The organism is Pseudonocardia wallangbongensis, assembly GCF_054486945.1.
This window is the reverse complement of the sequence record NZ_JBRERS010000001.1, coordinates 1,024,345-1,050,420: the sequence shown is the minus strand read 5'-3', so window position 1 is coordinate 1,050,420 and position 26,076 is coordinate 1,024,345. Positions and strand designations below refer to the sequence as shown.

The 26,076-nt window shown below is 72.4% G+C and carries 24 protein-coding genes; 16 read left to right on the top strand and 8 right to left on the bottom strand.

The window, feature by feature from the left end; translation table 11 throughout:
• The first annotated feature begins 64 nt into the window (after positions 1-64).
• A complete protein-coding gene (locus ACU436_RS04940; RefSeq protein WP_459022051.1) occupies positions 65-190 on the top strand; it encodes a hypothetical protein in 126 nt (41 codons plus the stop codon).
• 15 nt (positions 191-205) lie between these two features.
• Here ACU436_RS04940 and ACU436_RS04935 read toward each other — a convergent pair whose 3' ends face one another.
• From ACU436_RS04935 to ACU436_RS04925, 3 genes are all read right to left on the bottom strand, one after another.
• Positions 206-901, bottom strand: coding sequence for a GNAT family N-acetyltransferase (locus ACU436_RS04935; RefSeq protein ID WP_459022049.1), 696 nt, complete (start codon positions 899-901; stop codon positions 206-208).
• On the bottom strand, positions 898-1,914 hold the full coding sequence (locus tag ACU436_RS04930) for an LLM class flavin-dependent oxidoreductase (RefSeq protein WP_459022047.1): 1,017 nt from the start codon (positions 1,912-1,914) through the stop codon (positions 898-900). Before ACU436_RS04930 ends, ACU436_RS04935 begins: the two co-directional genes overlap by 4 nt.
• 104 nt (positions 1,915-2,018) lie before the next feature.
• Complete coding sequence (locus ACU436_RS04925) at positions 2,019-3,821, bottom strand: ABC transporter ATP-binding protein (RefSeq protein WP_459022045.1); 1,803 nt, start codon at positions 3,819-3,821, stop codon at positions 2,019-2,021.
• 80 nt (positions 3,822-3,901) lie between these two features.
• Here ACU436_RS04925 and ACU436_RS04920 point away from each other — a divergent pair, with 80 nt between their 5' ends.
• Complete coding sequence (locus ACU436_RS04920; RefSeq protein ID WP_459022043.1) at positions 3,902-4,336, top strand: MarR family winged helix-turn-helix transcriptional regulator; 435 nt, start codon at positions 3,902-3,904, stop codon at positions 4,334-4,336.
• Between the two features lie 583 nt (positions 4,337-4,919).
• Here ACU436_RS04920 and secD read toward each other — a convergent pair.
• Together secD and ACU436_RS04910 are read right to left on the bottom strand one after the other, a co-directional pair.
• On the bottom strand, positions 4,920-7,208 hold the full coding sequence (gene secD, locus ACU436_RS04915) for a protein translocase subunit SecD (protein ID WP_459022041.1): 2,289 nt from the start codon (positions 7,206-7,208) through the stop codon (positions 4,920-4,922).
• Between the two features lie 85 nt (positions 7,209-7,293).
• Positions 7,294-7,668: a hypothetical protein gene (locus ACU436_RS04910; RefSeq protein WP_459022039.1), complete on the bottom strand. Its 375-nt coding sequence runs from the start codon at positions 7,666-7,668 to the stop codon at positions 7,294-7,296.
• Positions 7,669-7,865: 197 nt separating this feature from the next.
• Here ACU436_RS04910 and ACU436_RS04905 point away from each other — a divergent pair, with 197 nt between their 5' ends.
• Genes ACU436_RS04905 through ACU436_RS04885 form a run of 5 tightly spaced genes read left to right on the top strand, consistent with a single transcriptional unit; the run spans position 7,866 to position 13,108 of the window.
• Complete coding sequence (locus ACU436_RS04905; RefSeq protein WP_459022037.1) at positions 7,866-9,071, top strand: CaiB/BaiF CoA transferase family protein; 1,206 nt, start codon at positions 7,866-7,868, stop codon at positions 9,069-9,071.
• Positions 9,072-9,076: 5 nt separating this feature from the next.
• Positions 9,077-10,240: an acyl-CoA dehydrogenase family protein gene (locus ACU436_RS04900; protein WP_459022035.1), complete on the top strand. Its 1,164-nt coding sequence runs from the start codon at positions 9,077-9,079 to the stop codon at positions 10,238-10,240.
• Complete coding sequence (locus tag ACU436_RS04895) at positions 10,240-11,298, top strand: TRAP transporter substrate-binding protein (protein ID WP_459022033.1); 1,059 nt, start codon at positions 10,240-10,242, stop codon at positions 11,296-11,298. The genes ACU436_RS04900 and ACU436_RS04895 overlap by 1 nt, the downstream gene beginning before the upstream one ends.
• Entirely contained in the window at positions 11,295-11,819 is a 525-nt protein-coding gene (locus ACU436_RS04890; RefSeq protein ID WP_459022031.1) for a TRAP transporter small permease, read from the top strand. Before ACU436_RS04895 ends, ACU436_RS04890 begins: the two co-directional genes overlap by 4 nt.
• On the top strand, positions 11,819-13,108 hold the full coding sequence (locus ACU436_RS04885) for a TRAP transporter large permease (protein ID WP_459022029.1): 1,290 nt from the start codon (positions 11,819-11,821) through the stop codon (positions 13,106-13,108). Before ACU436_RS04890 ends, ACU436_RS04885 begins: the two co-directional genes overlap by 1 nt.
• A gap of 14 nt (positions 13,109-13,122) precedes the next feature.
• On the opposite strand, the gene ACU436_RS04880 is transcribed toward ACU436_RS04885, so the two are convergent.
• On the bottom strand, positions 13,123-13,809 hold the full coding sequence (locus ACU436_RS04880) for a TetR/AcrR family transcriptional regulator (RefSeq protein ID WP_459022027.1): 687 nt from the start codon (positions 13,807-13,809) through the stop codon (positions 13,123-13,125).
• Between the two features lie 89 nt (positions 13,810-13,898).
• Between ACU436_RS04880 and ACU436_RS04875 the strand changes: the two genes are divergently transcribed.
• From ACU436_RS04875 to ACU436_RS04865, 3 genes are all read left to right on the top strand, one after another.
• Positions 13,899-14,957, top strand: coding sequence for a LacI family DNA-binding transcriptional regulator (locus tag ACU436_RS04875; protein ID WP_459022025.1), 1,059 nt, complete (start codon positions 13,899-13,901; stop codon positions 14,955-14,957).
• A 152-nt stretch (positions 14,958-15,109) separates the two neighbouring features.
• The gene (locus tag ACU436_RS04870) at positions 15,110-16,483 is read left to right on the top strand and encodes an LLM class flavin-dependent oxidoreductase (RefSeq protein ID WP_459022024.1); all 1,374 of its coding nucleotides are present in this window, start codon (positions 15,110-15,112) and stop codon (positions 16,481-16,483) included.
• A 48-nt stretch (positions 16,484-16,531) separates the two neighbouring features.
• The gene (locus ACU436_RS04865; RefSeq protein ID WP_459022022.1) at positions 16,532-16,897 is read left to right on the top strand and encodes an arsenate reductase family protein; all 366 of its coding nucleotides are present in this window, start codon (positions 16,532-16,534) and stop codon (positions 16,895-16,897) included.
• Positions 16,898-16,905: 8 nt separating this feature from the next.
• On the opposite strand, the gene ACU436_RS04860 is transcribed toward ACU436_RS04865, so the two are convergent.
• Positions 16,906-18,540, bottom strand: a complete 1,635-nt coding sequence (locus ACU436_RS04860; protein ID WP_459022020.1) for an amidohydrolase — start codon at positions 18,538-18,540, stop codon at positions 16,906-16,908.
• A gap of 7 nt (positions 18,541-18,547) precedes the next feature.
• Positions 18,548-18,784: a hypothetical protein gene (locus ACU436_RS04855; protein WP_459022018.1), complete on the bottom strand. Its 237-nt coding sequence runs from the start codon at positions 18,782-18,784 to the stop codon at positions 18,548-18,550.
• 458 nt (positions 18,785-19,242) lie between these two features.
• On the opposite strand from ACU436_RS04855, the gene ACU436_RS04850 reads away from it, so the two are divergent.
• The 6 genes from ACU436_RS04850 to ACU436_RS04825 are packed head-to-tail and all read left to right on the top strand — an operon-like array spanning position 19,243 to position 26,073.
• Positions 19,243-20,811, top strand: coding sequence for an ABC transporter substrate-binding protein (locus tag ACU436_RS04850; protein WP_459022016.1), 1,569 nt, complete (start codon positions 19,243-19,245; stop codon positions 20,809-20,811).
• 3 nt (positions 20,812-20,814) lie between these two features.
• A complete protein-coding gene (locus ACU436_RS04845) occupies positions 20,815-21,783 on the top strand; it encodes an ABC transporter permease (RefSeq protein ID WP_459022014.1) in 969 nt (322 codons plus the stop codon).
• Entirely contained in the window at positions 21,776-23,449 is a 1,674-nt protein-coding gene (locus ACU436_RS04840) for a dipeptide/oligopeptide/nickel ABC transporter permease/ATP-binding protein (protein ID WP_459022012.1), read from the top strand. Before ACU436_RS04845 ends, ACU436_RS04840 begins: the two co-directional genes overlap by 8 nt.
• Positions 23,446-24,216: an ABC transporter ATP-binding protein gene (locus tag ACU436_RS04835; protein ID WP_459022010.1), complete on the top strand. Its 771-nt coding sequence runs from the start codon at positions 23,446-23,448 to the stop codon at positions 24,214-24,216. Before ACU436_RS04840 ends, ACU436_RS04835 begins: the two co-directional genes overlap by 4 nt.
• Complete coding sequence (locus ACU436_RS04830; protein WP_459022008.1) at positions 24,209-25,324, top strand: CaiB/BaiF CoA transferase family protein; 1,116 nt, start codon at positions 24,209-24,211, stop codon at positions 25,322-25,324. The genes ACU436_RS04835 and ACU436_RS04830 overlap by 8 nt, the downstream gene beginning before the upstream one ends.
• Positions 25,321-26,073 carry an IclR family transcriptional regulator gene (locus ACU436_RS04825; protein ID WP_459022006.1) on the top strand — a complete coding sequence of 251 codons (753 nt, stop codon included), beginning with the start codon at positions 25,321-25,323 and terminating at the stop codon, positions 26,071-26,073. Before ACU436_RS04830 ends, ACU436_RS04825 begins: the two co-directional genes overlap by 4 nt.
• Positions 26,074-26,076 lie beyond the last annotated feature (3 nt).

The following is a 26,076-nucleotide window of genomic DNA, read 5'->3' as shown; positions in this document are numbered from 1 at the left end:
GCCCGGCGGAGCGAGCGCACGGTGCGCTGCGGGGCGGTCAGCTGCCGGAGAACCCCGCCCAGCGGTGGATGGCGAACCGGGATCGGGCGGCCGGGTGGAGTACGCGCTCACGGCACGGGGGCACTCGCTGCGCGACCAGCTCGCCGGGCTCGGCCGCCGGGCCGCCGGGCAGGGCTCGGCGGGACCCTGATCCCACCTCCCGCGATCAGGCGACGGCCTCGCCCGCGAGCAGGCGGACGCCGGCGAACCGCGTGTGCCTGCGCAGCGTGAAGCCGATCGCCTCGTACAGCCGGATGGCGTTCACGTTCGACGCCGCGGCGTGCAGCAGCGGGGTCTCGCCGCGCTCCCGGATACCGGCGACGACGGCCCGTACCAGGCGCGTGCCCAGCCCGCGCCCGCGGTGGCGCGCGTCGGTGCAGACGGCGCTGATCTCGGTCCAGCCGGGCGGGTGCAGCCGTTCGCCCGCCATCGCGATCAGCTCGCCGTCGTGCCGGATGCCGAGGTAGGTGCCCATCTCGACGGTGCGGGGCAGGAACGGCCCGGGCCGCGTGCGCTCGACGAGCGCGAGCATCTCCGGCACGTCCGCCGGACCGAGTACCACGGCCTCGGGGTCCGGCTCGGCCGCGACGCCCGCGTCGACGAGCTGGACACCCGGGATGTCGAAGAGCACCTCGAATCCCGGCGGCGGCTCGATGCGGGGGGCCGAGACGGCCGCGGTCGCGCCCGGTCCGACCAGTGCGGCGAGGTCCGCCCACGCGCCGGCGTCCGGCTCGTCGGGCAGCGCGATGAACGGGCAGACGTCGGGCGGGTAGCGCAGCACGGAGCCGTGCCGCACCGCGAGGTGCGCGTGCGGGCCGAGGAGCGAGGAGCGGATCGGGTTGTCCAGGACGTGCTCGCTCACGCACGGGCCTCCAGCGCCGGCAGCACCGTCTCGGCGACGGTGTCGATGATCCGCCGGGACACGGCGGGGGCGTGCCCGAACGGCAGGGCGACGACGAGCTCGTCGGCGGCCGCGAGCGCGACGTCGGCGCTCAGCGAGGCGACGATCTGCTCCGGGCTGCCGCTGTGCACGATGCCGAAGTGCAGCCGGGGCGCGCCCGGGGTGCCGTGGGCGGCCTGCCGCTTGCGGTCGCGTTCCAGCAGGAAGGCGTAGTCCTCGCGGTCGGACTCGCGCAGCAGCGGAAGGATCATCCGGCCGACGGAGACCGTGCCGTCCCGCCCGGTGGCCGTGCGGTGCGCGGCGCGGTACTCGGCGATCTGCTTCGCCTGGTACTCCTCGAAGCTCAGGTCGGTGATCTCGGTGGCGAGGGTGGACAGCTGCAGGCCCAGCCCGAGGCCGCCGGTGCGGACGGCGGTGGCGAGGCGCCCGGCGCCGTAGGAGAGGCGTTCGGGCAGGGTCGGGCTCAACGGCTGCGCGGTGAGGGCCGTGCCGGCCGGGGCGACCGGGCTGTCGGTCTCGGTCACCACGAGCGTCTCGCCGCGGACGGCGGCGAGGAAGCGCCGCAGCCGCAGGTCGACCTCGTCGTCGAACGCGCGGTCCGTGCCGCCGAAGACCTGGCCGAACAGGGCCTCGCCGTCGGAGTAGCCCGCGCTCAGCCCCAGGTGCAGGCGTCCGCCCGTGAGCAGGTCGGTGGTGGCCGCCTCCTCGGCCAGCCGGACGGGGTTCTCGTACCGGATGGGCACGACGGAGGTGCCGAACGCGATTCGCTCGGTCTGCTGGGCCAGTGCGGCGAAGAAGGGCAGGGGCGCCGACAGGTACGGCTCCAGGTGCCGGGTGCGCACCCAGCCCGCGTCGTAGCCGAGCCGTTCGGCGCGGCGGAAGAGCCGGATGCCCTCGTCGAGCCCGGCGGAACGGGTGCCGTCGACGCCGGTGTGTTCGACGAATGCGAGGAATCCGGTGCGCAGCGGGCTCATGCCAGACGGCCTTTCGGGATTGACCGGCGGGTCCCTCCCGCCGCGTCGATCCCCATCATCATCACCGGCACCACCCTCACCGCCACCCGGTTGTCGGGCGGCGGTCAGGCGGCCAGGCCGGCGTAGCGGCCGTTCCGGGCGATGAGGTTGTCGTGGGTGCCGGACTCCACGGTCCGGCCGTGGTCGATCACGACGATCCGGTCGGCGGCCCGCACCGTGGAGAGGCGGTGGGCGATGGTGATCGTCGTCCGGCCGCGGCTGAGCTCGTCGAGGGCGCGCTGAACGGCGCGTTCGGTCCCGGTGTCGAGCGCGCTGGTGGCCTCGTCGAGGACCAGCACCCGGGGGTCGCGGAGCAGGGTCCTGGCGATCGCGATGCGCTGCTTCTCCCCGCCGGAGAAGCGGTGGCCGCGGGAGCCGACGACGGTGTCGTAGCCGTCGGGCAGGCCGGCGATCAGGTCGTGGATCTGCGCGGCTCTGGCAGCTTGCTCGATGTCGCCGTCCGTGGCGTCGGGCCGGGCGTAGCGCAGGTTCTCGCGGATGGTGGTGTGCAGCAGGTACGTCTCCTGGCTGACGACGCCGACGATGCGCGCGAGGTCGGCGAGGCGCATGTCCCGCAGGTCGACGCCGTCGATCGTGATGCGCCCGGCGTCGGGGTCGTAGAGGCGCGTGACCAGGGCGGCGAGCGTGCTCTTGCCCGAGCCGGTCTCGCCCACCAGGGCGAGGGTGGAGCCCGCGGGTACGTCCAGGCTGACCCCGGCGACGGCCGCGGTGTCGCTACCCGGGTAGGAGAACGTGACGTCCTCGGCGCGGATGTGCCCCTCGACCCGGGCCGGGTCGACGTCCACGGGCGCGGCCGGGTCGTCGACGTCCACCGGAAGGTCGAGGTACTCGAAGATCCGGGCGAACAGGGCCAGCGAGCTGACCAGCGACACCCCGACGTCGAGCAGGCCGACGATCGGCCGGTAGAGGCCGGCCTGGAGCGCGGTGAAGGCGACGAGCGTGCCGATCGTCATGGCCCCGGCGGCGAACGGCAGGCCTGCGCTCAGGTAGATGATCGCCGGGATCGCGGCGAAGACGATGCTGGTGGCGGCCATCCGCCAGCGCCCGGCGAGCTGGGCGCGCAGCTCGAGGTCGACCAGCCGCTCCGACGAGTCGGTGAACCGGTCCACGAGCGCGGGCCCGGTGCCCATCGTCTTGGCCAGCTGCACGCCGCTGATCGACAGCCCTTCCTCGATGACGACGTTGAGGTCGGCCAGCTCGCGCTGCTGGGCGGCGGTGATGGCGCGGCGCATCCGGGCCACGCGCCGGGTCAGCCAGATCGACGGCGGCAGCACCAGCAGGGAGACCAGGGTGAGCTGCCAGCTCAGGGCGAGCATGGCGACCAGGGTGGCGACGACGGTGGTGAGGTTCGAGGCGAGCGAGGTGGCCGTCGAGGTGACGACGGTCTGCATGCCGCCGATGTCGTTGGTGATCCGCGACTGCACCTCGCCGGTGCGGGTGCGGGTGAAGAAGGCGATCGACTGGCGCTGCAGGTGGGTGAAGACGTCGGTGCGCAGCCGGTGCATGACCCGCTGGCCGACGTTCGTCGAGATCCAGGCCTGGGCCACGCCCAGGGCCGCGGTCACGGCGGCGACCGCGACCATGCCGATGACCAGCCAGACCAGGAGCGGCAGGTTCCGGTGCGGCAGCGCGTCGTCGATGACGGCCCGCAGCAGGAACGGCGAGGCCATCGCGACCACGGACGACGCGACGATGATGGCGGTGACCGTGGCGATGGGCCGGCGGTGCGGGATGAACAGCCGTGCGATCCGGCGCAGTGACACGTCACGTGCCTGCGCCTTGTCGGCGGCGGTGAGGGTGCGCCGGCCGGGCCGGCTGAGCCTGTCGGTCGAGGTGTCGGGTCCCAAGTCGGTACGTCCCTCCGTCGAAGTTTGCTGAGGTTACCTCAACATGAGGGAACAACGGTACCTGTTGCTAGGATATTCCGGTGCCCGAGGAGGAGTCGCTCGCCGAGGTGTTCCGCGGGGTGGCGCGGCAGCTGCGGCACCAGACCCAGCGCACCCTCGCGCCGTGGGACGTCACCCCGGGGCAGGCCCGCGCGCTCGGCGTCCTCACCCGGCACGGGCCCATGCGGCTCGGGGCCCTCTCCGAGCACCTGCGCATCGCCCCGCGCTCCGCCACCGAGGTGGTCGACGCCCTGGAGGAGGCCCGGCTCGTCGAGCGCCGTCCCGACCCCGACGACCGGCGCGCCACCCTCGTCGCACCCACCGGCCGCGGCGAGGAGGTGGCCGCCGGGATCCGCGCCGCGCGGGCCGCCGAGGCGGAGGGGTTCTTCGCCCGGCTCGACGAGGCCGACCGCACGTCGCTAGCCCGGATCCTGAGGACCCTGAGGAACGAGACGAGCGAGTCCAACTTTTCGTGAGTCATCAGGGACGGACGCTCCGGTCGCTTGGCCGGTTGTAGCACTATGGAACCGCAGTGCTGTTTCGGCGGCCTGCAGATCGCGTTATGGCTCCATAACGTGGCTGCGGCGCCACCCGAGGCTGTTCTCACGGACATGATCGATACTTCGGCACGAAACGGGTGAATTCGACCAGTGAATGCGTCGAACCGCCGATCATGAGCCCCGAGGCGGCCTAGAGATCGCCGATCAAGGAGAGATGGTGGCCAAATGATCTCCGAGAGCGACCATTTGCCCTTGATCGGCGCGGCAGCTCCGCTTTCCCGAGGAAGGATCTGGCCTTGCTCACGCGACCTCAGGGCCACGAAGATCCAATAGGGATCAACCGTCTGGACGCACACCGCGGTCTCGCAACGATCATGCTTGGCCGTGTCGTCGTGTGCGTGATCATGTCGACACCTGGGTGTTCGAGCCGTGGTCCGAGACTCGTTGGGGTCGACCTGATCATGAAAGGGTGCGGCTTGGCGCGTCGTCCCCGACGCCCTGCACCTGCCCACGCGCGTACCCGAGGTGAACCCGCGACAGTGCGGCAGAGGGTGGCTCCTCAGACGACGGCGCCGTCGGCGTTCCGGGCCCGCGACGGGTTCCGTCGGCGGGCCTTTCCGGTCGGCTGCCGCGACGCCCCCAGCCGCGGCGGCATCCCGCTCCAGCGCCGCTGCAGCAGGATCGCCACCGGTCCGGCGACGGCGATCGTGGAGATCGTGCCCACCACGATGCCGACGATCAGGGCGAGGGCGAAGTCGGCGAGCGTCGCACCGCCCAGGAACAGCAGCATCGTCAGGATCACGAGCGTCGAGACGCCGGTGTTCACCGTCCTTGGGAGCGTCGACAGCACGGCCGACCCGACGACCCGGTGGAACGGCTCGTTCGCTCGCCGGGCCCAGTGCTCGCGCACCCGGTCGAACACCACCACGGTGTCGTTCACCGAGTAGCCGATGACGGTGAGCAGCGCCGCGAGGAACACCCCGTCCGCGGTCCGGCCGGTCCAGGCGAACAGCCCGATGACGACCACGACGTTGGCGAAGAGCGCGGCGACCGCGCCCGCGCCGAGCGTCCAGCGGAACCGGAACGCCAGGTAGGCGAACTGGGCGGCGAGCGCGACGACGAGGGCGATGATGCCGCCGCGGGCGAGCTCGGCGCCCAGGCTGGGCCCGATCATCTCGTCGCGGAGGAGGTCGGCGCCGCCCCCGGCTCCGGCGAGGGCGTCGCGCAGCGCACCGACCGCCGCGTCGTCCAGCTCGCCGGATCGCAGCGCCACCGCACCGTCGCCGGTGGTCGTGACCTGCAGGTCCGGGTAGCCGGCGGCGGCGACGGCGGCGCGGGCCTGCTCGGCGGTGATCGGGTCCGATGTCGTGAACTCCACCAGGCGGCCGCCGGTGAACTCGACGCCCAGTTCGAGACCGCGTACGAGCAGGCCGCCGATCGCGAGCACGAGGACCACGCCCGCGACGGCGAGGATCCGCCCTGCACCGTGCAGGAAGCCCGGGTCGCGGGACTCGAGCCTCCTGCGCACCGGCCCGATCTCGGCGATGCCGGTGACCCGCGGCCGCTTGCGCACGGCCGGGATCCTGAGCACGGCGAGCGTCAGCAGGCGCGAGAGCACGAGCGCGGAGAACAGCGACACGACCACGCCGATGACGAGCGTGACCCCGAAGCCCCGGACCGGGCCGGACGCGAGGAAGAACAGCAGCACAGCGGCGAGCAGCGAGGTGACCGCGGCGTCGCCGACCGCGGACAGCGAGTTCCGGTAGCCGTTCTCCGACGCGCGTTCCAGGCGGGGTCTGGCCGCGTACTCCTCCCGGGACCGCTCGGCGACCAGCACGTTCGCGTCGACGGCCATGCCGACGGCGAGGACGAATGCGGCCAGGCCGGGCAGGGTGAGGGTTGCGCCGAGCCCGGTCTGCACGGCGTAGGCGATGAGCGCGTACCCGCCGAGCGCGACGAGGGTGACCAGGCCGACGAGGCGGTACACGACGACGAGGAAGGCGCCGGCCAGCACCGAGCCGATGATCGCGGCCAGAGCGCTGGCCTCGATGGCGTCCGCGCCGAGCGTCGGGCCGACCGTCCGCTGCTCGATGATCTCGACCGGCACCGGCAGGGCGCCGCCCTCGATCAGCACGGCCAGCTCGGAGGCCTGTTCGGGGGAGAAGGTGCCGCTGATCTGGGTCTGGCCACCGACCATGCCGATCCCGCACCGGATCGAGGGGTCGACCTGCGGTGAGGAGATGACCTGGTCGTCGAGGACGATCGCGACCCGGCGCTGCGGGTCGCCGGGCGGCGCGCACGCGGCCTGCCCGGTGAGCGCCTGCCAGCGGTCGGGGCCCGCACCGTCGAACCGGACGTCGACGACGTGCCCCACCCCCTGCGGGTCGGGGCCCGAGATGGCCGAGCCGATCAGGTCACCGGTCAGCGCGGGTGGGCCGAGCTGCAACGGCTGCCCGGTCTCGTCGCCGGTCGGGAGGCCACCTCCCGGGTCTCCGACACCCAGTACCGGGTGCATGGTCAGCTGTGCGGTGCGGCCGAGCGTCGCGGCGGCCTCGGCCGGATCGGTCAGTCCGGGCAGCTCGACGATGATCCGGTTCTCGCCGGAACGGGTCAGTGACGGCTCGGCGACCCCGAGGCCGTCGACCCGGCCGCGGAGCACCTCGAGGACGCGGTCGGTGGCCTCGCCGTCGGCGGCCACCTCCTCGGTGTCGCGGGTCTCGAGGACGATCTGGGTGCCACCGCGCAGGTCCAGGCCCAGCGTGGGGGCGGTGCTGAGTGCGACGACGGCGGACACGACGATGACTGCGAGCGCGATCAGCGCGCGCCACAGCACGGGGCGTTGCTGCACGGGTCTCCTCGGGGGAGGGCGTCCCGGATGCGGGACGGGCGGACGGAGGCCGACGGCGGGCACCGGCGCCGTCAGGCACCGGCCCTCAGGCCTCCGGCGGTCCGCGCGGGTCGGCGGGGGAGCGGTGCCCCGGGTCGAGGCCCGCGGTCGCGCTGCGGTCCACCGCCGTGCCGGCCGGGCCGGCGGCGGGGGCCCCGGGCGGCGCGAGGAGCAACGTGTCGAGCACCGGGCCGGGATGCCCGGCCGGTGTGGTCCGGTCATCCAGGACGGGGCCGAGGGGCGCGTGCCGTCCGGGGAGCGCGGACGGCGGCCCGGCCACGGCCGGCACCACGTCGCCGGCGGCCGATGCCGCCGGCGACGCCTCCGCCGTGGGCGGCCCGGCGATCGGGGCGAGGACCGCGACCAGCGACAGCAGCAGCACGGCGACCAGGCGTCGTGCGGGGGTGCGGGTCGCGGTCACGTCCGGTTCCGTCCGGTTCGAGGGGAAACGGTGGTTCGTCCGGGCGACCCTACCGGGCGGGTGACTCGACCGGCATCGATGGGACAGCAGTCCCATCTTGAGCTGGCAATCCTATATAGATATGGTCCTCCCATCTCGGGTGCGACGCGGCGGTCCCGCAGGCTTCCGAGCCACGCCCCGCTCGGAACGGAGTGACCATGCAGGATGCCCATCAGCCCGGAGAGCAGGGCGGGCCCCTGTCGGGCATCACCGTCGTCGACCTGACGTCGACCTTCATGGGTCCGTTCTGCACGCTGCTGCTCGGCCAGTTCGGCGCCCGGGTCATCAAGGTCGAACCGCCGTCGGGCGACATCGTCCGCGGGGTCGGCGACACCGGGGGACACGGGCTGGGCCCCATCTTCCTGAACACGAACGTCGGCAAGGAGAGCGTCGTCCTCGACCTGCGCGACGAGCGGGACTACCGGCGCCTGATGGGGCTCGTCGAAGGGGCCGACGTGGTGGCGCACAACCGTCCTCCCGGCTCCGACGTCCGCCTCGGCATCGACTACGACACCTTGGCCGCCGTCAACCCGGGCGTGGTCGTCTGCGCCATGCACGGCTACGGCGCGGCGGGGCCGTACGGGCCCGAACCGGCCTACGACGACGTGATCCAGGCGGTCTCCGGCGTCGCGGCGAACCAGACCGGCGCCGGGGAGCCGCAGTTCGTCCGCAGCCCGATCGCCGACAAGATCACCGGGATGCTCGCGATGGGCGCGATCTGCGCCGCGCTGGTGGAGCGCGCCGCGTCCGGGCGCGGGCAGGCGATCGAGGTCCCGATGTTCGAGACCATGGTGCAGTTCCTGCTGGTCGAGCAGCAGGGTGGCTACGTGTTCGACCCGCCGCGCGGCGACGCCGGCTACGCCCGGACCAACTCGCCGTTCCGGCGACCCCACCGGACCCGGGACGGGCTGGTCAGCGTGCTGCCCTACACCGACGCGCACTGGACGTCGCTGTTCGCCGAGCTCGGCGCCGACGACCGCGCCCTCGATCCGAGGTTCGCCACCATCGCGGCGCGCAGCAGGCACATCGACGAGCTCTACGAGTGGCTGGACACCGCGCTCGCCACGCTCACCACCGCCGAGGCGATCGAGGTGTTCCGCAGGCTGAAGGTGCCGATCATGCCGGTCAACAGCATTCCCGACCTCTTCGACGACCCGCATCTGAACGCCGTCGGCTTCTTCCGGCGCAACGAGCACCCCCAGCTGGGGACGCTGCGACAGCCCCGGTCGTCGGTGGGGTTCTCCCGCAGCGGGTCCGGCCGGTTCGCGCCGGCCCCGGGGCTGGACAGCCACGGGCAGCAGGTGCGGGCCGAGCTGGACGGCCGCGACCACGCGACGCACGTGCCGCACCCCGAGGAGCGCTGACCCGCATGGACTTCACCGAGGACGACGACCTGCGCCAGATCCGGCGGGCCGTCGCCGAACTGGCAGCCCGCTTCGACCACGACTACTGGGCGCGGCACGACCGGGACCACAGCTTCCCGTGGGACTTCTACAAGGCGTTCGCCGACGCCGGGTGGATGGGCGTCACGGTTCCCGAGGAGTACGGCGGGGGCGGGCTCGGCATCGCGGCCGCGGGAGCCATGGTCGAGACGTTGGCGAGCTCCGGTGGCGCGATGAACGCCTGCACCCCGCTGCACCTCAACATGTTCGGCATGAACGTGGTGGCGAAGCACGGATCGGAGGAGATGCGCAGGAAGACCCTCACCAGGGTCGCCACCGGCGAGCTGCACGCCTGCTTCGGGGTCACGGAACCGGACGCCGGTACCGACACCTCCCGGATCGCCACCACCGCGCGGCGCGACGGCGACGGCTACGTCGTCAACGGCCGGAAGGTCTGGATATCCAAGGCGGGCGAGAGCGAGGTGATCGTCCTGGCCACCCGCACCGCGCCCCGCCAGGACGACGCCCCGATGAAGGGGATGTCGATCCTGCTCGTCGACATGGACACCCCCGGCATCTCGCTGGCTCCGATCCCGAAGATGGGCCGCAACGCCGTCACCTCCTACGAGGTGAGCTTCGACGACGTCCGGGTCCCGGCGGACAGGCTGGTCGGCGTCGAGCACGACGGTTTCCGGGTGCTGCTCGACGGGCTCAACCCGGAGCGGATCCTCATCGCGCACGAGGCGCTGGGCATCGGCCGGGCCGCGGTGGCCGCCGCGGTGCGGTACGCAGGCGAACGCACGGTGTTCGACCGGCCGATCGGGCAGAACCAGGGGATCGCCTTCCCCCTGGCCGAGGCGAACGCCCGGCTGGACGCCGCCGAGCTGGTGTGCCGGAAGGCGGCCTGGCTCTACGACAACGGGCAGTCGTGCGCCCGCGAGGCCAACACGGCGAAGTTCCTCGCAGCGGACGCCGGGTTCTTCGCCGCGGACCGCGCCATGCAGACGTTCGGCGGCATGGGCTACGCCGAGGAGTACGGGATCCCGCGCTACTTCCGCGAGGCCAGGCTCATGAAGATCGCCCCGGTCAGCCAGGAGCTGGCGCTGGCCTACATCGCCCAGAACGTCCTCGGCCTGCCGAAGTCGTACTGATGAGCAGGTTGCTTCGAACGCTCGCCCTCGCCTGCGTGGCCGGGCTCGCCGTGGCGGGCTGCGCGGTCGACCGGGAGGGGCCACCGGGGACGTTCACACTGGTCGTCGGCGACTCCTTCCCGACCACGCACCCGTTCTCCCGGGACGGTGCGCGGTTCTTCATCGACCGGGCGAGCGAGCTGTCCGGTGGCCGGCTGAGCTTCGAGTACTTCCCGTCGGAGCAGCTGGGCGCGGCGCAGGACTTCGTCAACCTCGCGCGGTCCGGGGTCGTCGACGTCGCGATGGTCTCGCCCGGCTACGTCGCGGCCCAGCTGCCGCTGTCCGGCGTGGCCGACCTGCCCGGGATGAGCACCGACCCGTGCCGGGGAGCGCTCGCGCTGGAACCGTTGCTGGCCGAGGGGGGAGCGCTGTACGAGGCCGACTTCGCGCCCGACGGGCTGCACCCGCTCGTGGTGGGCGTCGTGGCCGGGTACGAGGTGATGAGCGGGGGCGGGCGCGTGGTCACGGAGCCCGGCGACGTCGCGGGGTTGCAGCTGCGGTCGTCCGGCGGCGCGATCGACCGGACGGTGACGCGCCTGGGTGCCGCCCCGGTGGCCATGCCGGTCACCGAGATGTACGAGGCGATCTCGCGCGGCACGGTCGACGGCACCGTGCTCGGGCCGATGAGCGCGTTGCCGTACCGGATGGACGAGGCCGCGACCAACTCGACGCTCGGCGCCCAGCTGGGCAGCTTCACGATCACCTACTCGATGGGGCGGCGGATCTGGGACGAGCTCCCGCCGGACCTGCAGGACGTCCTGACCCGTGCCGGGCGGGACACCACGCGGCACCTGTGCCGGGCGGTCGAGGCCTACGACGCCGAGTCGCGGGAGAAGCTCGCCGCGGGTGGGCTGGCGTTCCACGAGCTCACGCCGGACGAGGAGCAGCGCTGGCGGGCGGCCGTCGAGCCGGTGCGCGAGGAGTGGGTGGCCGACATGGAACGGCTGGGCCTCCCCGGCCGGGCCACCCTCGACGCGCTGCTCACCGCCCAGCGCGCACTGCCGGAGGAGCTGCGATGAGGCCCGGCGGGTTCGCGACGGGCCTGAGCCGGGTGGAGGACGCCCTGGCCGCCGTCGCCGCGGCAGCGCTGCTCGCGCTCACCGGGCTGATGGTGCTGGAGGTGGTCCTGCGCTACGTGCTGGCCGAGCCGCTGTCGTGGGCGCTCGCGTTCACCACGGACTACCTGCTCACCGCGATCTTCTTCCTCGGGCTGCCCTACACGTTCCGGGCCGGTGCGCACGTCCGGATCGACGCGTTCTACCGCTCGCTCCCGGAACGCGCGCAACGCTGGTGCACGGTGGTCGGCGGGGTGCTGTCGGTGCTCTTCGTGGCCGTGCTGACCTGGGGTGGGATGACGCTGACCGCCGGTGCCTGGACGGGCGGGGACGTGCCGCCCCCGGGCGGCGCCGAGCTGTCCTGGCCGGTCTGGACCTCGGTGATCATGGTGCCGCTCGGGTCCGCCGTGCTCCTGGTGCGGCTGCTGCACGTGCTCGTGGTCCGCCCGGCGGAGGAGCCCGCGACGGTGGAGGTGAGCCACTGATGCTCGCCCTGACCGTCGTCGTCCTGCTCCTGGTGCTGCTGCTGATCCGGGTCCCGGTCGGGTTCGCGATCGGGGTCGCGGGGATCGCCGGCCTGCTGCTGTACGGGGGGCTGCCCGCGGTTCTGGGGATCATGGAGACCGCGCCCCACACGGCGGCGTCGGCGTACTCGCTCTCGCCGATCCCGCTCTTCATCCTCATGGCGCAGTTCGTGCTGCACAGCGGGGTGGCCGGCAGCCTGTTCGACAGCGCGCGCACCTGGGTCGGGCGCACCCCGGCCGGCCTGGGGGTCGCCACCACGCTGTCCGGCGCCGTCTTCGCGGCCATCTCCGGTTCGAGCACGGCGGCGGCCGCGACGCTCGCCTCGACCGCGGTTCCGGAGATGACCCGCCGCGGCTACGACGCCCGGCTGGCGAACGGCCTGGTCGCGGTCGTGGGGACGCTGGCGGCGATGGTGCCGCCGTCGATCATCCTCGTGTTCTACGCGGTGCTCGCCGAGGAGAGCGTCGGGAAGGTGCTCATCGCCGGCTTCGTGCCGGGGTTGTTCGTCGTCGTCGCGCTGATCGTGACCACGTTGCTGCTGGTCCGGCGGCGCCCCGAGCTGGCGCCGCGCGGGGAGCGGTACGCGGTGGCCACCAAGGTGCGCGCGCTGACCGCGGTCGGTCCGGTCGTGATCCTCTTCGCGCTGGTCACCGGCAGCATCTACCTGAGCATGGCGACGCCCACCGAGGCCGCGGCACTGGGCGCGGCCGGCGCGCTCGCGATCGGGCTGGCCCGGCGCAGCCTCGACCTCGCGCGCATCCGGGCGGCGTTGCTCGAGACGCTGTGCTCCACGGCGATGATCCTGCTGATCATCGTGTCGGCCCACGTGTTCGGCTACGTGCTCACGCTGAGCCGGGTGACCGGCAGCGTGGTCGATGCGGTGTCGGCGATACCGGCCCCGCCGGTGGTGGTGTTCCTCGGTATCGCGGTCGTGTACCTGGTGCTCGGCGCGTTCATGGACCAGATGGCGATCCTCGCGCTGACGGTGCCCATCGTCCTGCCGGTGGTCGAGGAGCTGGGCTACGACCCGGTGTGGTTCGGCGTGATGGTGGTGCTGCTCGCCGAGATCGGTCTGGTCACCCCGCCGCTCGGGTTGAACGTGTTCATCGTGGCCCGTTCGACCGGGTTGCCCAGCGAGCAGGTGTTCCGCGGTGTCGTGCCGTTCCTGGTGGCGCTGCTGGCTCTCGTGCTGGTGTTCACGTTCGCGCCGGGGCTGGTGCTGTGGTTACCGGAGTCGATGGGCAGCTGACGGCCGAGGTGGGGCTACGCGCCGCTGCCGGGCGTCGCGGGCCCGCGCTCCGCCTCCGCGAGCGCACCCGCGAGGAGCATCCGCGCGGCCCAACGGATGATCCTGCTCCGCTCCTGCACGCCGCCGACGTGGCAGGCGTCCTTCAGCGCGATGAACGCCTCGGTCCCGGCGAGCATCCCCAGCGCCGCGACCAGGTCGGCGTACGCGTCCGGGGCCAGCTCGTCGCGGGCCGGTCGCAGTGCGTGCTGCATCCACGCCGGCCGGCGACCCTCGAGCAGCCGGACCTCCTCCCGCTGCCCGGGCGCGAGCCGGGCCTCCTTGTCCAGCGAGAGGCGGATGATCGCCCGGAAGGCGGCCTCGTGCGCGGTGATCCGCGTGTGCATCGTCCGGAGGATCCGGTCGACCCGCTCGGTCGGGTCGTCGGTGTCCGAGACATCCGTTTCCGCCGCCTCGTCGAGCGCGTCGACGACGCCACCGAGCGCCGCCTCGAGGATCAGGCTCTCCTGGGTGGGGAAGTAGCGGTAGGCGGTGGTCCGGCCGACCAGCGCCGCGTCGGCCGCCTCGCCGACCGTGGGGACCCGGCCCTCGTCGAGCAGGACCCGGGTGGCGTCCAGGACGGCCTCGCGCGTCCGCCGCTTCTGGTTGACCCGACCGGATGCGAGGGGGTCGGTGGCACGCGATGACGGGACACCCTTTCCCATGATGGAACCATACTCCAGGTCAGGCATCGCCTGAGACGGATGGTTCAATGGCGATGTAATCGTTTGCACTCCCTCGGAGGGTTGCCAGCATGGGCGGACGGAGGCGGGCGGCGAAGGTCGGTGTCGTCGACCTGGCACGGGATCTGGGCGTGTCCACGGCCACCGTGTCCCGAGCGCTGAACGGAAGCCCCTCGGTGCGCCCGGAGCTCGCGCGGCGGATCCAGGAGCACGCCGAGACGCGGGGTTACGTGGCGAACCGGTTGGCCAGGGCGCTCTCGGCCAACGTGAGCCGTGCCTTCGTCGGGTGCGTCATCCCGTACGTCGACACCCCGGCGTACTCAGCGGTCGTCGCCGAGTGTGCGCGCCTGCTGTCCGCCGCCGGCACACAGATGATCCTCACCATCACCGAGAACGACCCGGAGCGCGAGCTCCAGCAGCTCAAGGACCTGGTGGCGAGCCGCGTCGGAGGGCTGATCATCGCTCCGAGCACCCACATGCTGGAGGGGAGCAAGCAGCTGCTGTCGGCGCTGCCGGTGGTGGAGCTGCACCGTGCGAGCGGGGTCGACGCGCCGGGGGTGTTCAGCGCCGACGAGCACGCGATGGCGGATGCCGTGCTGCACCTCGCCGCGCTCGGGCACACCGAGATCGGCTACCTCGGCACGCCGACCGAGCAGTCGAGCGGGCCCATCAGGTTGCGCGGCCTGCGCCGCGGGATGGAGCTGGCCGGGCTGGACCTGGCCGCGATGCCGATGCGGCTGGTCGAACCGACCAAGAGCAACGGGCAGCTGGGCGTCGCCGAGCTGCTCGCCCTGCCCCGCCCGCCCACGGCCTTGATCATCGGGGGTGGTGCCCTGTCGATCGGCGCCGCGCAGGAGGTGCGCGAGCGCGGGATCCAGGTTCCCGCCGACCTGTCGCTCGTGGTCTACGGCGACCCGAGCTGGTTCGCGCTGAGCGACCCGCCGCTCACCCGGATCACCGTCTCCTACGAGGACCTCGCGCGCCGGGCGGCCCGGCTGCTGGTCGGCCGGCTGGAAGGCCGGCCGCGGGCGGAGGGCGACGGCGCCGACGTGCAGTTCGTCCCCGCGGAGCTGTACCTCGGTGGGTCGACCGCCGCTCCGGGCGCGGTGTCCGGTCGGAACGGTGCCTGAAAAGTGTTCCACGAGGTTGTGCAGAAGATTGCATGATCTGCGGACTTTCCCCGGCCTTGACGTGTGCGCCGAGTGTGGTGTCTCATGGAGAAACGTTGATGTAAGCGTTTACATGCGACCCTGAAAAGTCTTTCCCGGCGGAAGGGGAATTCATGCCGGCGCAGGCCAAGGACCCCGCGACGACCCCGGCGTCGAACCGGCAGCTGACCCTCGTCGGCTTCATGCAGGCCGGGAACGTCACCGTGTACTCCGGCTCGTGGCGCTACCCGTCGGCCGACCTGTCGTTCCTGTCCATGGAGTACTACCAGCGCATCGCCCGCACCCTCGAGGAGGGCAAGTTCGACTGCGTCTTCTTCGACGACCGCCTCGCGATGCCGGGCGTCTACCGGAACTCGGTCGCCGACGCGGTCCGCTACGGCGCCCGCCCGGTGAAGCTCGACCTCACCGCGGTGCTCGGCGGGATCATCGCGGCGACGAGCCGGATCGGCGTCGGCGCCACCTACTCCACCACCTACTACGACCCCTTCCACGTCGCCCGCACGTTCGCCACGCTCGACCACCTCTCCGGCGGCCGGGCGGCCTGGAACGTCGTCACCTCGGTCAACGACTCGGAGGCGCAGAACTTCGGGGTCGAGAACCACCTCGGCCACGACGAGCGCTATGACCGCGCCCAGGAGTTCCTCGAGGCCGTCACCGCGCTGTGGGACTCCTGGGGCGACGACGCGCTGGTCCTGGACCGTGACAGCGGCGAGTTCGCCGACCCCGCCCGGGTCCGCGAAGTGAACCACGCGGGCAAGTGGTTCCGCGTCCGGGGCCCGCTCACCGTCCCCCGGACACCCCAGGGCAGGCCGGCGATCCTGCAGGCGGGCTCCTCGGGACGGGGGCGCGAGTTCGCCTCCGAGTGGGCGGACATGATCTTCACCGCGGATCCCGGGCTCGCGGTCGCCCAGCAGCACTACCGCGACCAGAAGGACCGCATCGCGGCGGCCGGCCGCAACCCGGACGAGGTCAAGGTCCTTCCGATGGCCTACGTCGTGGTCGGGGAGACCGAGGCGATCGCCCGGGAGAAGGAACGCCTGTTCCTCGACGCCTACGTCCACCCCCTCGCCTCGTTGACGCTGCTGTCCGAAGTGCTGAACTACGACTTCTCGCGCCACGAGCTGGACGACCCCGTCACCGACGAGATGATGAGTGCCAGCTCCGGCATCCGGGGCCTGGCCGACGGTGTCCGCCGCCACCTCGACCGCGAGGTGACCGTCCGCGATCTCGCCGCCCACCGGGCCACCCTGCTGCAGGGGCCCCGCTTCGTCGGCACCGCCGCGCAGGTCGCGGACCAGATGCAGGAGTGGTTCACCTCCGGCGGCTGCGACGGGTTCGTCCTCGCGGCCACCCACCTGCCGGGCGCGTTCGAGGAGTTCGTCCGCATGGTCGTGCCGGTCCTGCAGGAGCGCGGCCTGTTCCGGCGCGACTACACGGGTCGCACCCTGCGTGACCACCTCGGCATCCCCCGGCCCGAGCGGTCGTAGCGGCAGGGAAATCCGTTCCCCGACGCGCCGCGGATACCGTGGGGCCGCATGGAGATCTGGATCAACCCGGCCTGTTCCAAGTGCCGTTCCGCCATCACGTTGCTCGACGCCGAGGGGGCCGACTACACCGTCCGCCGCTACCTGGAGGACGTGCCGAGCGAGGACGAGATCCGGGACGTGCTCGGCCGGCTCGGCCTGGAGCCGTGGGACATCACCCGGACCCAGGAGGCCGTCGCGAAGGAGCTCGGGATCAAGGAATGGGCCCGGGACGCGGGGTCGCGGGAGCGGTGGGTGAAGGCGCTGGCCGAGCACCCGAAGCTCATCCAGCGGCCGATCATCACGGCGGACGACGGCACGGCCGTCGTTGCGCGGACCGACGAGGCCCTGCGGGATGCTCTGTCCCGAAAGGGCTGATCCCGTCATCACCCCGCCTCGAACTCGATCCTGCCGCCGACGACGGTGCCGCGGACCTCGATCGCACCGATCTCGTCGGGGGACACGGTGATCGGGTCGGCGGAGAGCACCACGAGATCGGCGAGCATCCCCGCCCGCAGTGCGCCCTTGTCCCGCTCCTGGTGCACCGCGTACGCCGAGCCCCTGGTGTAGGCCTCGACCGCCTGGGCCGGGGTCACCCGCTCGTCGGGGCCGAACGGGTCGCCGCTGCCGGTGCGCCGGTTCACCATGTCGTGGATGCCGAGCAGCGGGGCGCCGTCGGCCACCGGGGCGTCGCTGCTGCCGGGCAGCACCATGCCGGCGTCGAGCAGGCTGCGCATCCGGTAGCAGGTCAGTGCCCGTTCGGGCCCGAGCGCGGCGAGCATCCCGTCGCCGAGTTCGGAGACGAACCGGCCCTGGGGGACCGGCACGATCCCGAGCTCGGCGGCCCGCGCCACCTGCCGGTCGTCGGCCACCGCGAAGTGCTCGATCCGGTGCCTTGCGTCCGGCCGGGGATGGCGGCGCTGGGCCAGCTCGAAGGCGTCCAGCGCGACGTCGATCGCGGCGTCGCCGATCGCGTGCGCCGCCAGCTGCCAGCCGGATGCGTGGGCCGCCACGAGTACCTCGGTCAGCGTCGCGGGGTCCCACTGCAGGAAGCCCGTGTTCTCCGGTTCGCCCGCGTAGCAGCACCGCATCGCCGCGGACCGCCCGATCAGCGAGCCGTCGGAGAGGACCTTGGCGGGTCCGATGCGCAGCCGGTCGTCGCCGAGCCCGGTGCGGATCCCCAGGTCGAGGCCGTACCACTCCTGGTCGGGCATGCCGGCACCGATCGGGTGCAGCAGCGTCAGGTACGGCATGACCGTCATCCGGACGCCCAGGAGCCCGCGGTCGGCGGCGAGCTGGAAGGCGTGCAGGTCGAGGTGGCTGCTGCCGATGTGGTCGATCGCGCCGATACCGGGCTCCGTGACGCTGGTGGTGCCCTCCGCCAGCGCCATCCGCACGCCGGCGGCGATGTCGGCAACGACCTCCTCCACCGGGAACGGGCGGAACGCGGTGCGCACCAGGCGCTGGGCGGTCTCCTGCAACAGCCCGACGGGCAGGCCGCCCTCGCGGACGACGGCGCCGCCGTCGACGTCGGGCACGCCGCGCCGGCCGGGGTGGCCGGCCCGGGCGAAGGCCGCGGTGTTCGCGACGCCCATGTGCCCGGAGACGTGCTCGATCCAGACCGGGTGCCCGTCCGCGGCCCGGTCGAGTGCGTCGGCCGTCGGGTGGGCGCCGATCTTGTTCTGGTCGTAGCCGCCGCCGAAGACCCAGGCGTCGCGCGGCAGGCCCGCCGCCCGCTCGGCGACGGCCCGGTACAGCGCGTCCAGGTCCGGGACACCGGGATGGTGCAGGTCCAGCCAGCGTGCCCGCTGCCCGCGCTTGCTCAGGTGCTGGTGGGCGTCGTGGAAGCCGGGCAGGACCACGGCGCCGCCGAGGTCGTGCACCTCCCGGGCCCGCACGCCGTCCAGCTCCTCGTCGAGCCCGACGACGCGGCCGTGCAGGGTGCCCAGCCGGGTGGCGGTCGGCCGGGCCGGGTCGAGGGTTCGGATGCGGGCGTTCTCGACGATCGTGTCGATCAGCACCGGTGCGTCACGCCGCTTCGACCCCCGCAACCTGGGTGAGGTACAGCCGCCGGTCCAGGAGCTGGTCGATGTCCCGGCGCATGAACTGCTTCCACGTCGGAACGCAGTTCGAATCCGCAGCGATCTGGCGACGCAGCACATCGATGTGGCGGTCGAGCGCGACCAGATCGGGACAGTGGTAGCGGCGGCGCGGCACGACGCTGCACACCACCTCGGCCGGGTCGAGGTTCGGCGGGATGTACACGATCAGCTCCTGGTGGTGTCGCGCGGTCGCCCCGGGACCCGGGGCGTCCCGCGACGGTCGGCCGGCGGTGGCCGGCGAGCCGGATGTCCGGCTCTTCCGAACCGGTCCGGGGCACCACGCGCTGCGCGCGAGGCGCATCTCGGGGAGCTCGTGGTGCTCGCCCGGACCGATCGTCTGACGCATTGACGATACGCAGCTCCTGCCTCGCCCAGCCACGTTGCGTGACCCGGTAGACAGCCCCTGAGCAGCGCCGACCTCTCGCGCAAGCGCCGGGGGCGTGGGTTGCGGACTCGTTGACTTGGTGACGGACCTCTCTTAGTGTGTTCGCAACCATGGAGGTGCGTCCATATATATGGACATACATGGACGCCTGGGCGATCTGCTGCCCGCTCCGATCCCATCCCCGTGAACGACGAGGAGGAGAAGTGAAGCGGCGCGATCGATGCAGGACCCGGACCGTGACGAGGGCCGGGGCGCTCGCCCTCGCGGCCTGCGTGGCCCTCGGGCTGTCCGCGTGCACCACCGGCGGCGCCGGGGGAGGGCCTGCGGGCGGGAGCAGCATCACGACCGCGATCAACGCGGCCCCGACGACGTTGACCCCGTGGAAGGTGCAGAACCGCGACGACTACACGCTGGGCCGCATGCTGTTCACCACGCTCGTGCGGCGGGGCACCGACAACACGATCGTGCCCGCGCTGGCGACCTCGTGGGAGTCGACGCCGACCAGCGCGACGCTCACCCTCCGCGACGGCGCGACCTGCGCGGACGGCACGCCGATCACGCCGGACGTGGTCAAGAACTCCCTCGATGCGATGGTGGCCGCCGAGGTCTCGGTCTTCCGGGAGATCGTCTTCGGGCCGGGGCGGCCCACGGTCACGGCCGACGAGGCGGCGAAGACGGTGACCATCGACCTGGCCCAGCCGTGGCTGGACCTGATGCAGGGCCTCAGCCTCGAGGCCACCGGCATCGTGTGCCCCGCGGGCCTCGCGGACCAGGACGGGCTGGAGACCGGCGCCGTCGAGGGCGCGTTCTCCGGCCCGTACGTGCTCAGCAACAACTCGCCGGGTGTGTCGTACACGCTGACGCTGCGGGAGGGCTTCACGGGCTGGCCGGAGTACGGCGACCCGCCGGTGCCGGGTGAGCCCGCGCAGACCGTCGAGGTGGACGTGGTGGGCAACGACTCCTCGCGGGCGAACGCGCTGCTCACCGGCGGCATGGACGTCGCCGACATCAACACCCAGGACATGACGCGCTTCGACGACCAGGACGGGTACACGACGCACCGGCTGCCCTACCTCGCCCTGTACCTCCTGTTCAACGAACGGCCCGGCAGCGTCTTCGCCGACGAGTCGGCCCGCCGGGCGGTGGTGCAGGCGTTGAGCCGGGACTCGCTCAACAGCGCCGCCTCCGGCGGGCTGGGCGAGCTGGCGGTCACGTTCAGCCACGCCGCGGTCCCGTGTGCCAACACCGACCCCGCGGTGCTCATCCCGCAGGACGTCGAGGCGGCCCGACCGGTGCTGAGCGCCCTGCCCCAACCGATCAAGGTCCTCGGGATGGACGTGATCGGGCCGCAGGGTGCCGGGAACACCTACGTCGCCGAGGCGCTCCGGGAGGCCGGGGCCCAGGTGGAGCTGAACAACGTCGATGTCGCCACGTGGTCGACGACCGGCGCGTCGGAGCCGGGGGAGTGGGACGTCACCGTGTTCCCTGCGATCAACGCGGGCGGGACGATGTACGGCGCGCTCTCGCCCATCGTCGGGCCCGCCACCGAGGACGGCGGGGCGAACTGGGCGGGCGACCGGCACGAGGACGTCCTGGCACTCGTCGACGCGGCGATGCAGGAGCCCGACGAGCAGGCGCGCTGCGGGATCTACCAGACGATCCAGGAGACGCTGATCGGCGCGGCCCACGTGATGCCGCTGTCCTACAGCCCGGAGCAGTCCATCGCGCGCCCCGGCTTCTCGATCAACGCCTACAACAACCAGGTCGACGTCAGCACCATGCGGATCGTCGGCGACAAGGGCTGAGCCGTGGACACCACCGTCCGAGAGCGGCCCTGGCTGCGGTTCGGTCTCCAGCGGCTGGGCGGCCTGCTGCTGTCGTTCGCCGTGCTGGTCACGGTGACCTTCGTGATCGTGCCGCTGATCCCGGGGGACCCGGCGGTCGCGGTCGCCGGCCTGGAGGCCAGCGGAACGGAGATCGCCGCGATCCGGCAGGAGCTCGGGCTGGACCAGCCGCTGTACGCCCAGTTCCTGGACTACGTCGGAGGGCTGCTGACCCTCGACCTGGGGACGTCGTTCTCCAGCGGGCAGGACGTCGCGACGGTGATCCTCGCCCGGCTGCCGTTCACCGCGGAGCTGGCCCTGTTCGCCATCGGGTTGGTGCTGCTGATCTCCGTGCCGGTGGGCATGCTGGTCGCGTTCCTGACCCACGGCGGGCGCAGGTCCTGGCTCGACCACTCGTTCAACCTCGTCACGAGCCTGGTCTACTCGGTGCCCCAGTACGTGATGGCCACCCTGCTCGTCGTGGTCCTCGCGGTGGGTCTCGGCCTGTTCCCCGCGGCGGGGGCCGAGACCCTGTCCTCGCTGGTCCTGCCGACGCTGGCGCTCACCCTGCTACCCACCTGCGTGGTCTCGCGGGTGGTGCGCCGGGAGACCGCGGTCGTGCTGGACCAGGACTACATCCGCACCGCCCGGGGCTGGCGGATCGGCCAACTGCGGATGTTCGGCCGGTACGTGCTGCCGAACGTCATCACCACGACGCTGACGCTGTCCGGGCTCATCCTGGCCGCGCAGCTCGGCGGCGCGGTCGTCATCGAGACGGTGTTCGCATGGCCCGGGCTCGGCCAGGGCATCGTCGAGGCCATCCTGTCGCGCGACTACCCCGTCATCCGGGGCACGATCCTCGTCCTCGGGCTGATGGCGACGCTGATCATCATCGCGGTCGACGTCATCCTGGCGATCATCGATCCCCGCTCGATCGAGGCCGACCATGAGTAGCCCCGGCCGCAGGGGCCTGTGGACGCCGTCCATGACGGCGGGTCTCCTGCTGGGCCTCCTCCTCGTCCTGGTGGCGGTCGTGGCGCCGGTGGTGCTGGCCGCACCGGCCGCGCAGCTGTCCGGTGACGCCGGGCAGGGCCCCAGCGCCGAACACTGGTTGGGCACCGACAACCTCGGGCGCGACAACCTCGCCCGGGCCCTGGTCGCCGCCCGCCTCACCCTGCTCATGACCGCGTGCACCACCGCCGTCGCGGTCCTCGGCGGCATCGTCGTCGGGGTGGGGATCTGGCTGTCCGGGCCGCGGGTCCGCAAGGTCGCGCTGCGGCTGCTGGAGACCGCGGTGGCCTACCCCAGCCTCGTCTTCGCCCTCGTCATCGCGGCCATCCTGCGGCCGGGGGTGGTCTCGAGCGTCGTCGCGATCGGCGTCGCGGGCATCCCGAGCTTCGCGCGGCTGACCGCGAACCTCGCGGCCAAGATCTCCACCAGCGAGTACGTCACCACGGCCCGGCTGCTCGGGGTGCCGGCGTGGGCCGTCGCCGTGCGGCACACGTTGCCGAACATGGCGGAGCCGCTGCTGATCCTGGCCACCACGGTGTTCGCCCTGTCCATGGTGGAGCTGTCGGCCCTGTCGTTCATCGGCCTGGGCGTGCAGTCCCCGAGCTACGACTTCGGTCTGCTGCTGAACGAGAGCCTCACGCAGATCTACACGCAGCCGACGTCCGTGGTGGGGCCGTCCGTCATGATCGTGCTCACCGGGGTGGCCGCCATGCTGCTCGGGGACGCGTTCGCCGCCCGGGCCAACCCGCGCACCAGCCGCCGGGCCGTGCGACGACCGTCCGTGCCCGCCGTGGCGCCGGTGCCGGACGGGGACGCCGCGCTGGTGCGCGTCGAGGACCTGCGGGTCGGCGTTCCGGGTGGTCCCGAGCTCGTGCGGGGGATCTCGCTGGCGATCGAGCCCGGCGAGGTGGTCGCGCTGGTCGGCGAGTCCGGCTCCGGCAAGTCGCTCACCGCCATGTCGGTCGCCGGGCTGGTGTCCGAGGAGCTGGAGGTCCGTGCGGACGTCCTGCGCGTGGGCGACCTGAACATGCTGGGACGGCCGGACCGCAGCCGCCTCGGCCGCGAGGTCTCGGTCGTCTACCAGGACCCCGGGAGCACCTTCAACCCCTCGCTGCGCATGGGTGGCCAGCTCACCGAGGTGCTCCGCACGCACCTGGGCATGGGGCGGGGCCGGGCCCGGAAGCTGATCACCGAGGCGATGGACCAGGTGAACATCAGCGAGCCGGCACTCCGGCTGCGACAGCACCCGCACAAGCTGTCCGGTGGCATGCGGCAGCGTTGCATGATCGCCACGACCCTGGTCACGACCCCGAAGCTGATCGTGGCCGACGAGCCGACCACCGCGCTCGACGTGACCGTGCAGCACGAGGTGCTGCGCCAGTTCCGCAGGATCCACCGCACGCAGGGCACGGCGATGCTGTTCATCTCCCACGACCTCGGCGTCGTCGAGGCGCTGTGCGACCGGATCCTGGTGATGCGCGACGGTGAGATCGTGGAGCGCCTCACCCCGGCCCAGCTGCGGAGCCGCGACGTGCACCACCCCTACACGAAGGCCCTGATGGACGCGGTCCCCGTCGTGGACGTCGCCCCCGCGCAGGAGTCCGCATGACGGGCCCGACGCTCGTGACCAGGGGGCTGCACGTCTCCTTCGGCCGGGCCGCCGTCCTGCGGGACGTGAACCTCACCGTGCCCGCCCACACGAGGGTCGGCCTGGTGGGCGAGTCCGGCTCGGGCAAGTCCACGCTCGGCAAGACCGTCGTGGGCATCCACAAGCCGCGTGCTGGCCACGTGCTCGTCCACGGCGAGGACGTGTTCGCGGCCGGGAGGCGGCGGCGCGCCGCGATGCGGCGGCAGGTCCAGTACATCCCCCAGGACCCGTTCTCCTCGCTGAGCCCACGCCGGACCGTCGGGCAGACGCTCGCCGAGGCGCTCGACCCGGTCCGGGCGCGGCAGTCGGACCACGAGCAGGCGATCGCCGGAGCGCTGGAGCAGGTGCGCCTCGACCCGGGCTCGATGGCGAGGTACCCGCACCAGTTCTCCGGCGGTCAGCGGCAGCGCATCGCGATCGCCCGCGCCCTGATCGTCCAGCCGCGGCTGATGATCGCCGACGAGATCACGTCGGCGCTGGACGTCTCGGTGCAGGCGGAGATCCTGAAGCTGCTGCGGTCGCTGGAGCACACGATCGACACGTCGATGCTCTTCATCTCCCACAACCTGGCCGTCGTGCAGGCGCTGTGCGAGCACGTCGTCGTGATGTACCAGGGCGCCATCGTCGAGCAGGGCAGGGTGGACGACGTGTACCGCAACCCGCAGCACGACTACACCCGCAGGCTGCTCGCGTCCGTACCCGGCTCGGAGGGTTTCAGCCTTGAGTGAGCCCACCGGCCCGCTGGCAGGGGTGCGCGTCCTGGAGTTCGGGACCACGTTCATGGTCCCGTACGCGACGGAGCTGATGGCGCAGATGGGCGCCGAGGTGGTCAAGGTCGAACCCCCGGCCGGCGACATCGTCCGCTGGGTCGGCGACGCGACCGGAAAGGGGGTCGGGCCCGTGTTCATGAACGCCAACCGCGGCAAGCGCAGCGTCGCCCTCGACCTCAAGGAGGCCGCTGACTACGAGTCCTTCCTGCGGCTCGTCGAGGACTGCGACGTCTTCGTGCACAACCGGACCCCGCGCTCGGTCGCCTCCCTCCGCATCGACCACGCCGCCCTGTCCGGGCGCAACCCGGGGCTCGTGTACTGCGCGGTGCGCGGGTACGGGGAGGAGGGGCGCTACCGCGACCGGCCGGCCTACGACGACGTCATCCAGGCCGCGTCCGGCCTCGCGGCGGCACAGACCAACGGTGGGGACCCGGGCTACGTCCGCACCCCGGTCGCCGACAAGACGACCGGCGTCTTCGCCCTCTCGGCGGTGCTCGCCGCGCTCTTCGAGCGCGAGCGGTCCGGGCAGGGCCAGGCCGTCGAGGTGCCGATGTTCGAGTGCATGACGGCCTTCACGCTGTTCGAGCAGCAGGGTGGGTACGCCTACGACCCACCCCGCGGGCCGGCGGGGTACCCCCGGACCGCCGCGGAGCACCGCCGGCCGTACCGCACCGCCGACGGCATCGTCGGTGTCACCGTCTACACCGACGAGCAGTGGCGGCGGTTCTTCGCCCTCGTCGACCGGCCCGACCTCGCGGCGGACCCGAGGTTCACCTCGATCGGTGCCCGGAGCGACAACATCGACGAGCTCTACGCCTTCGTCGACGACGTCCTGCGCACGAGGAGCACCGACGCGTGGCTGTCCGCCCTCGTCCCGGAGGGGATCCCGGTGATGCCGATGAACGAGGTGCGGGACCTGTTCGACGACCCGCACCTCGCCGACGTCGACTTCTTCCGCGTCGCCGAGCAGCCGGGGGTCGGGCGGGTGCGGTACGCCCGGTTCCCGATCCGGTTCTCGAGAACCCCGGCGGAGAGCCGGGGGACGACGAGCGAGCTGGGCAGGTGAACGTGATCGATCCCGGCACGCCGGGTGGCCGGCAGTCCGAGCACCGCACCGTCACCCGCACCGCGCGCATCCTCGAGATGGTGTCGGCGCACCCCGGTGAGCTGCGGCTCGCCGACCTCTCCGAGCGGCTCGGCGCCCCGCGGTCGTCGGTCCACGTCCTCATCCGCGGGCTCGTGTCCGTCGGGTACCTCGTCGACGTCGACGGCCGCTTCTCGATCGGCTACTCGCTCGGCGAGCTCGTCCGGCCGAGCGAGCTGGGGCTGACCGAGATGCTGCTCCCGCACCTGGAGAAGATCCGGGACGCCACCGGCGAGACCGTCACTCTGGGGCTCTTCGCGGGGGAGTACGTCGTCTACACCGCGAGCGCGCAGTCGAGGCATTCGGTCCGGTACGTCCCCGAGCTCAGGACCCGCCGCCCCCTCCTGCCGACGAGCATCGGCAAGCTGCTGCTCGCCACCTGGCCCGAGGGCCGCCTGCGCAAGCACGTCTCGACCCACGGGTCCGGCGATGTCGAGGCCGATCTCTCGACGCTCGCGGTCGTGCGCGCGGAGGGCCGGGCGTTCAACCGGGGCGAGACGTTGAGCTCGGTCACCGCCGTCGCGCGCCCGTGCCGGGTGGACGGCCGCCAGATCGGCGGGATCAGCGTCGGTGGCCCGAGCGAACGCGTCCTGCCGCAGCTCGAGGAGATGGACCGGGTGCTCCGCGAGGTGGTGGGCGAGAGCTTCGACTCCAAGCTCTCGTGGAGATGAGGA

Excerpts from the sequence above, each read along its gene's own strand:
- ACU436_RS04930 (WP_459022047.1), bottom strand. The coding sequence starts at position 1,914 with ATGAGCCCGCTGCGCACCGGATTCCTCGCATTCGTCGAACACACCGGC.
- ACU436_RS04905 (WP_459022037.1), top strand. The coding sequence starts at position 7,866 with ATGCAGGATGCCCATCAGCCCGGAGAGCAGGGCGGGCCCCTGTCGGGC.
- ACU436_RS04900 (WP_459022035.1), top strand. The coding sequence starts at position 9,077 with ATGGACTTCACCGAGGACGACGACCTGCGCCAGATCCGGCGGGCCGTC.
- ACU436_RS04895 (WP_459022033.1), top strand. The coding sequence starts at position 10,240 with ATGAGCAGGTTGCTTCGAACGCTCGCCCTCGCCTGCGTGGCCGGGCTC.
- ACU436_RS04890 (WP_459022031.1), top strand. The coding sequence starts at position 11,295 with ATGAGGCCCGGCGGGTTCGCGACGGGCCTGAGCCGGGTGGAGGACGCC.
- ACU436_RS04885 (WP_459022029.1), top strand. The coding sequence starts at position 11,819 with ATGCTCGCCCTGACCGTCGTCGTCCTGCTCCTGGTGCTGCTGCTGATC.
- ACU436_RS04880 (WP_459022027.1), bottom strand. The coding sequence starts at position 13,809 with ATGGGAAAGGGTGTCCCGTCATCGCGTGCCACCGACCCCCTCGCATCC.
- ACU436_RS04875 (WP_459022025.1), top strand. The coding sequence starts at position 13,899 with ATGGGCGGACGGAGGCGGGCGGCGAAGGTCGGTGTCGTCGACCTGGCA.
- ACU436_RS04870 (WP_459022024.1), top strand. The coding sequence starts at position 15,110 with ATGCCGGCGCAGGCCAAGGACCCCGCGACGACCCCGGCGTCGAACCGG.
- ACU436_RS04865 (WP_459022022.1), top strand. The coding sequence starts at position 16,532 with ATGGAGATCTGGATCAACCCGGCCTGTTCCAAGTGCCGTTCCGCCATC.
- ACU436_RS04840 (WP_459022012.1), top strand. The coding sequence starts at position 21,776 with ATGAGTAGCCCCGGCCGCAGGGGCCTGTGGACGCCGTCCATGACGGCG.
- ACU436_RS04835 (WP_459022010.1), top strand. The coding sequence starts at position 23,446 with ATGACGGGCCCGACGCTCGTGACCAGGGGGCTGCACGTCTCCTTCGGC.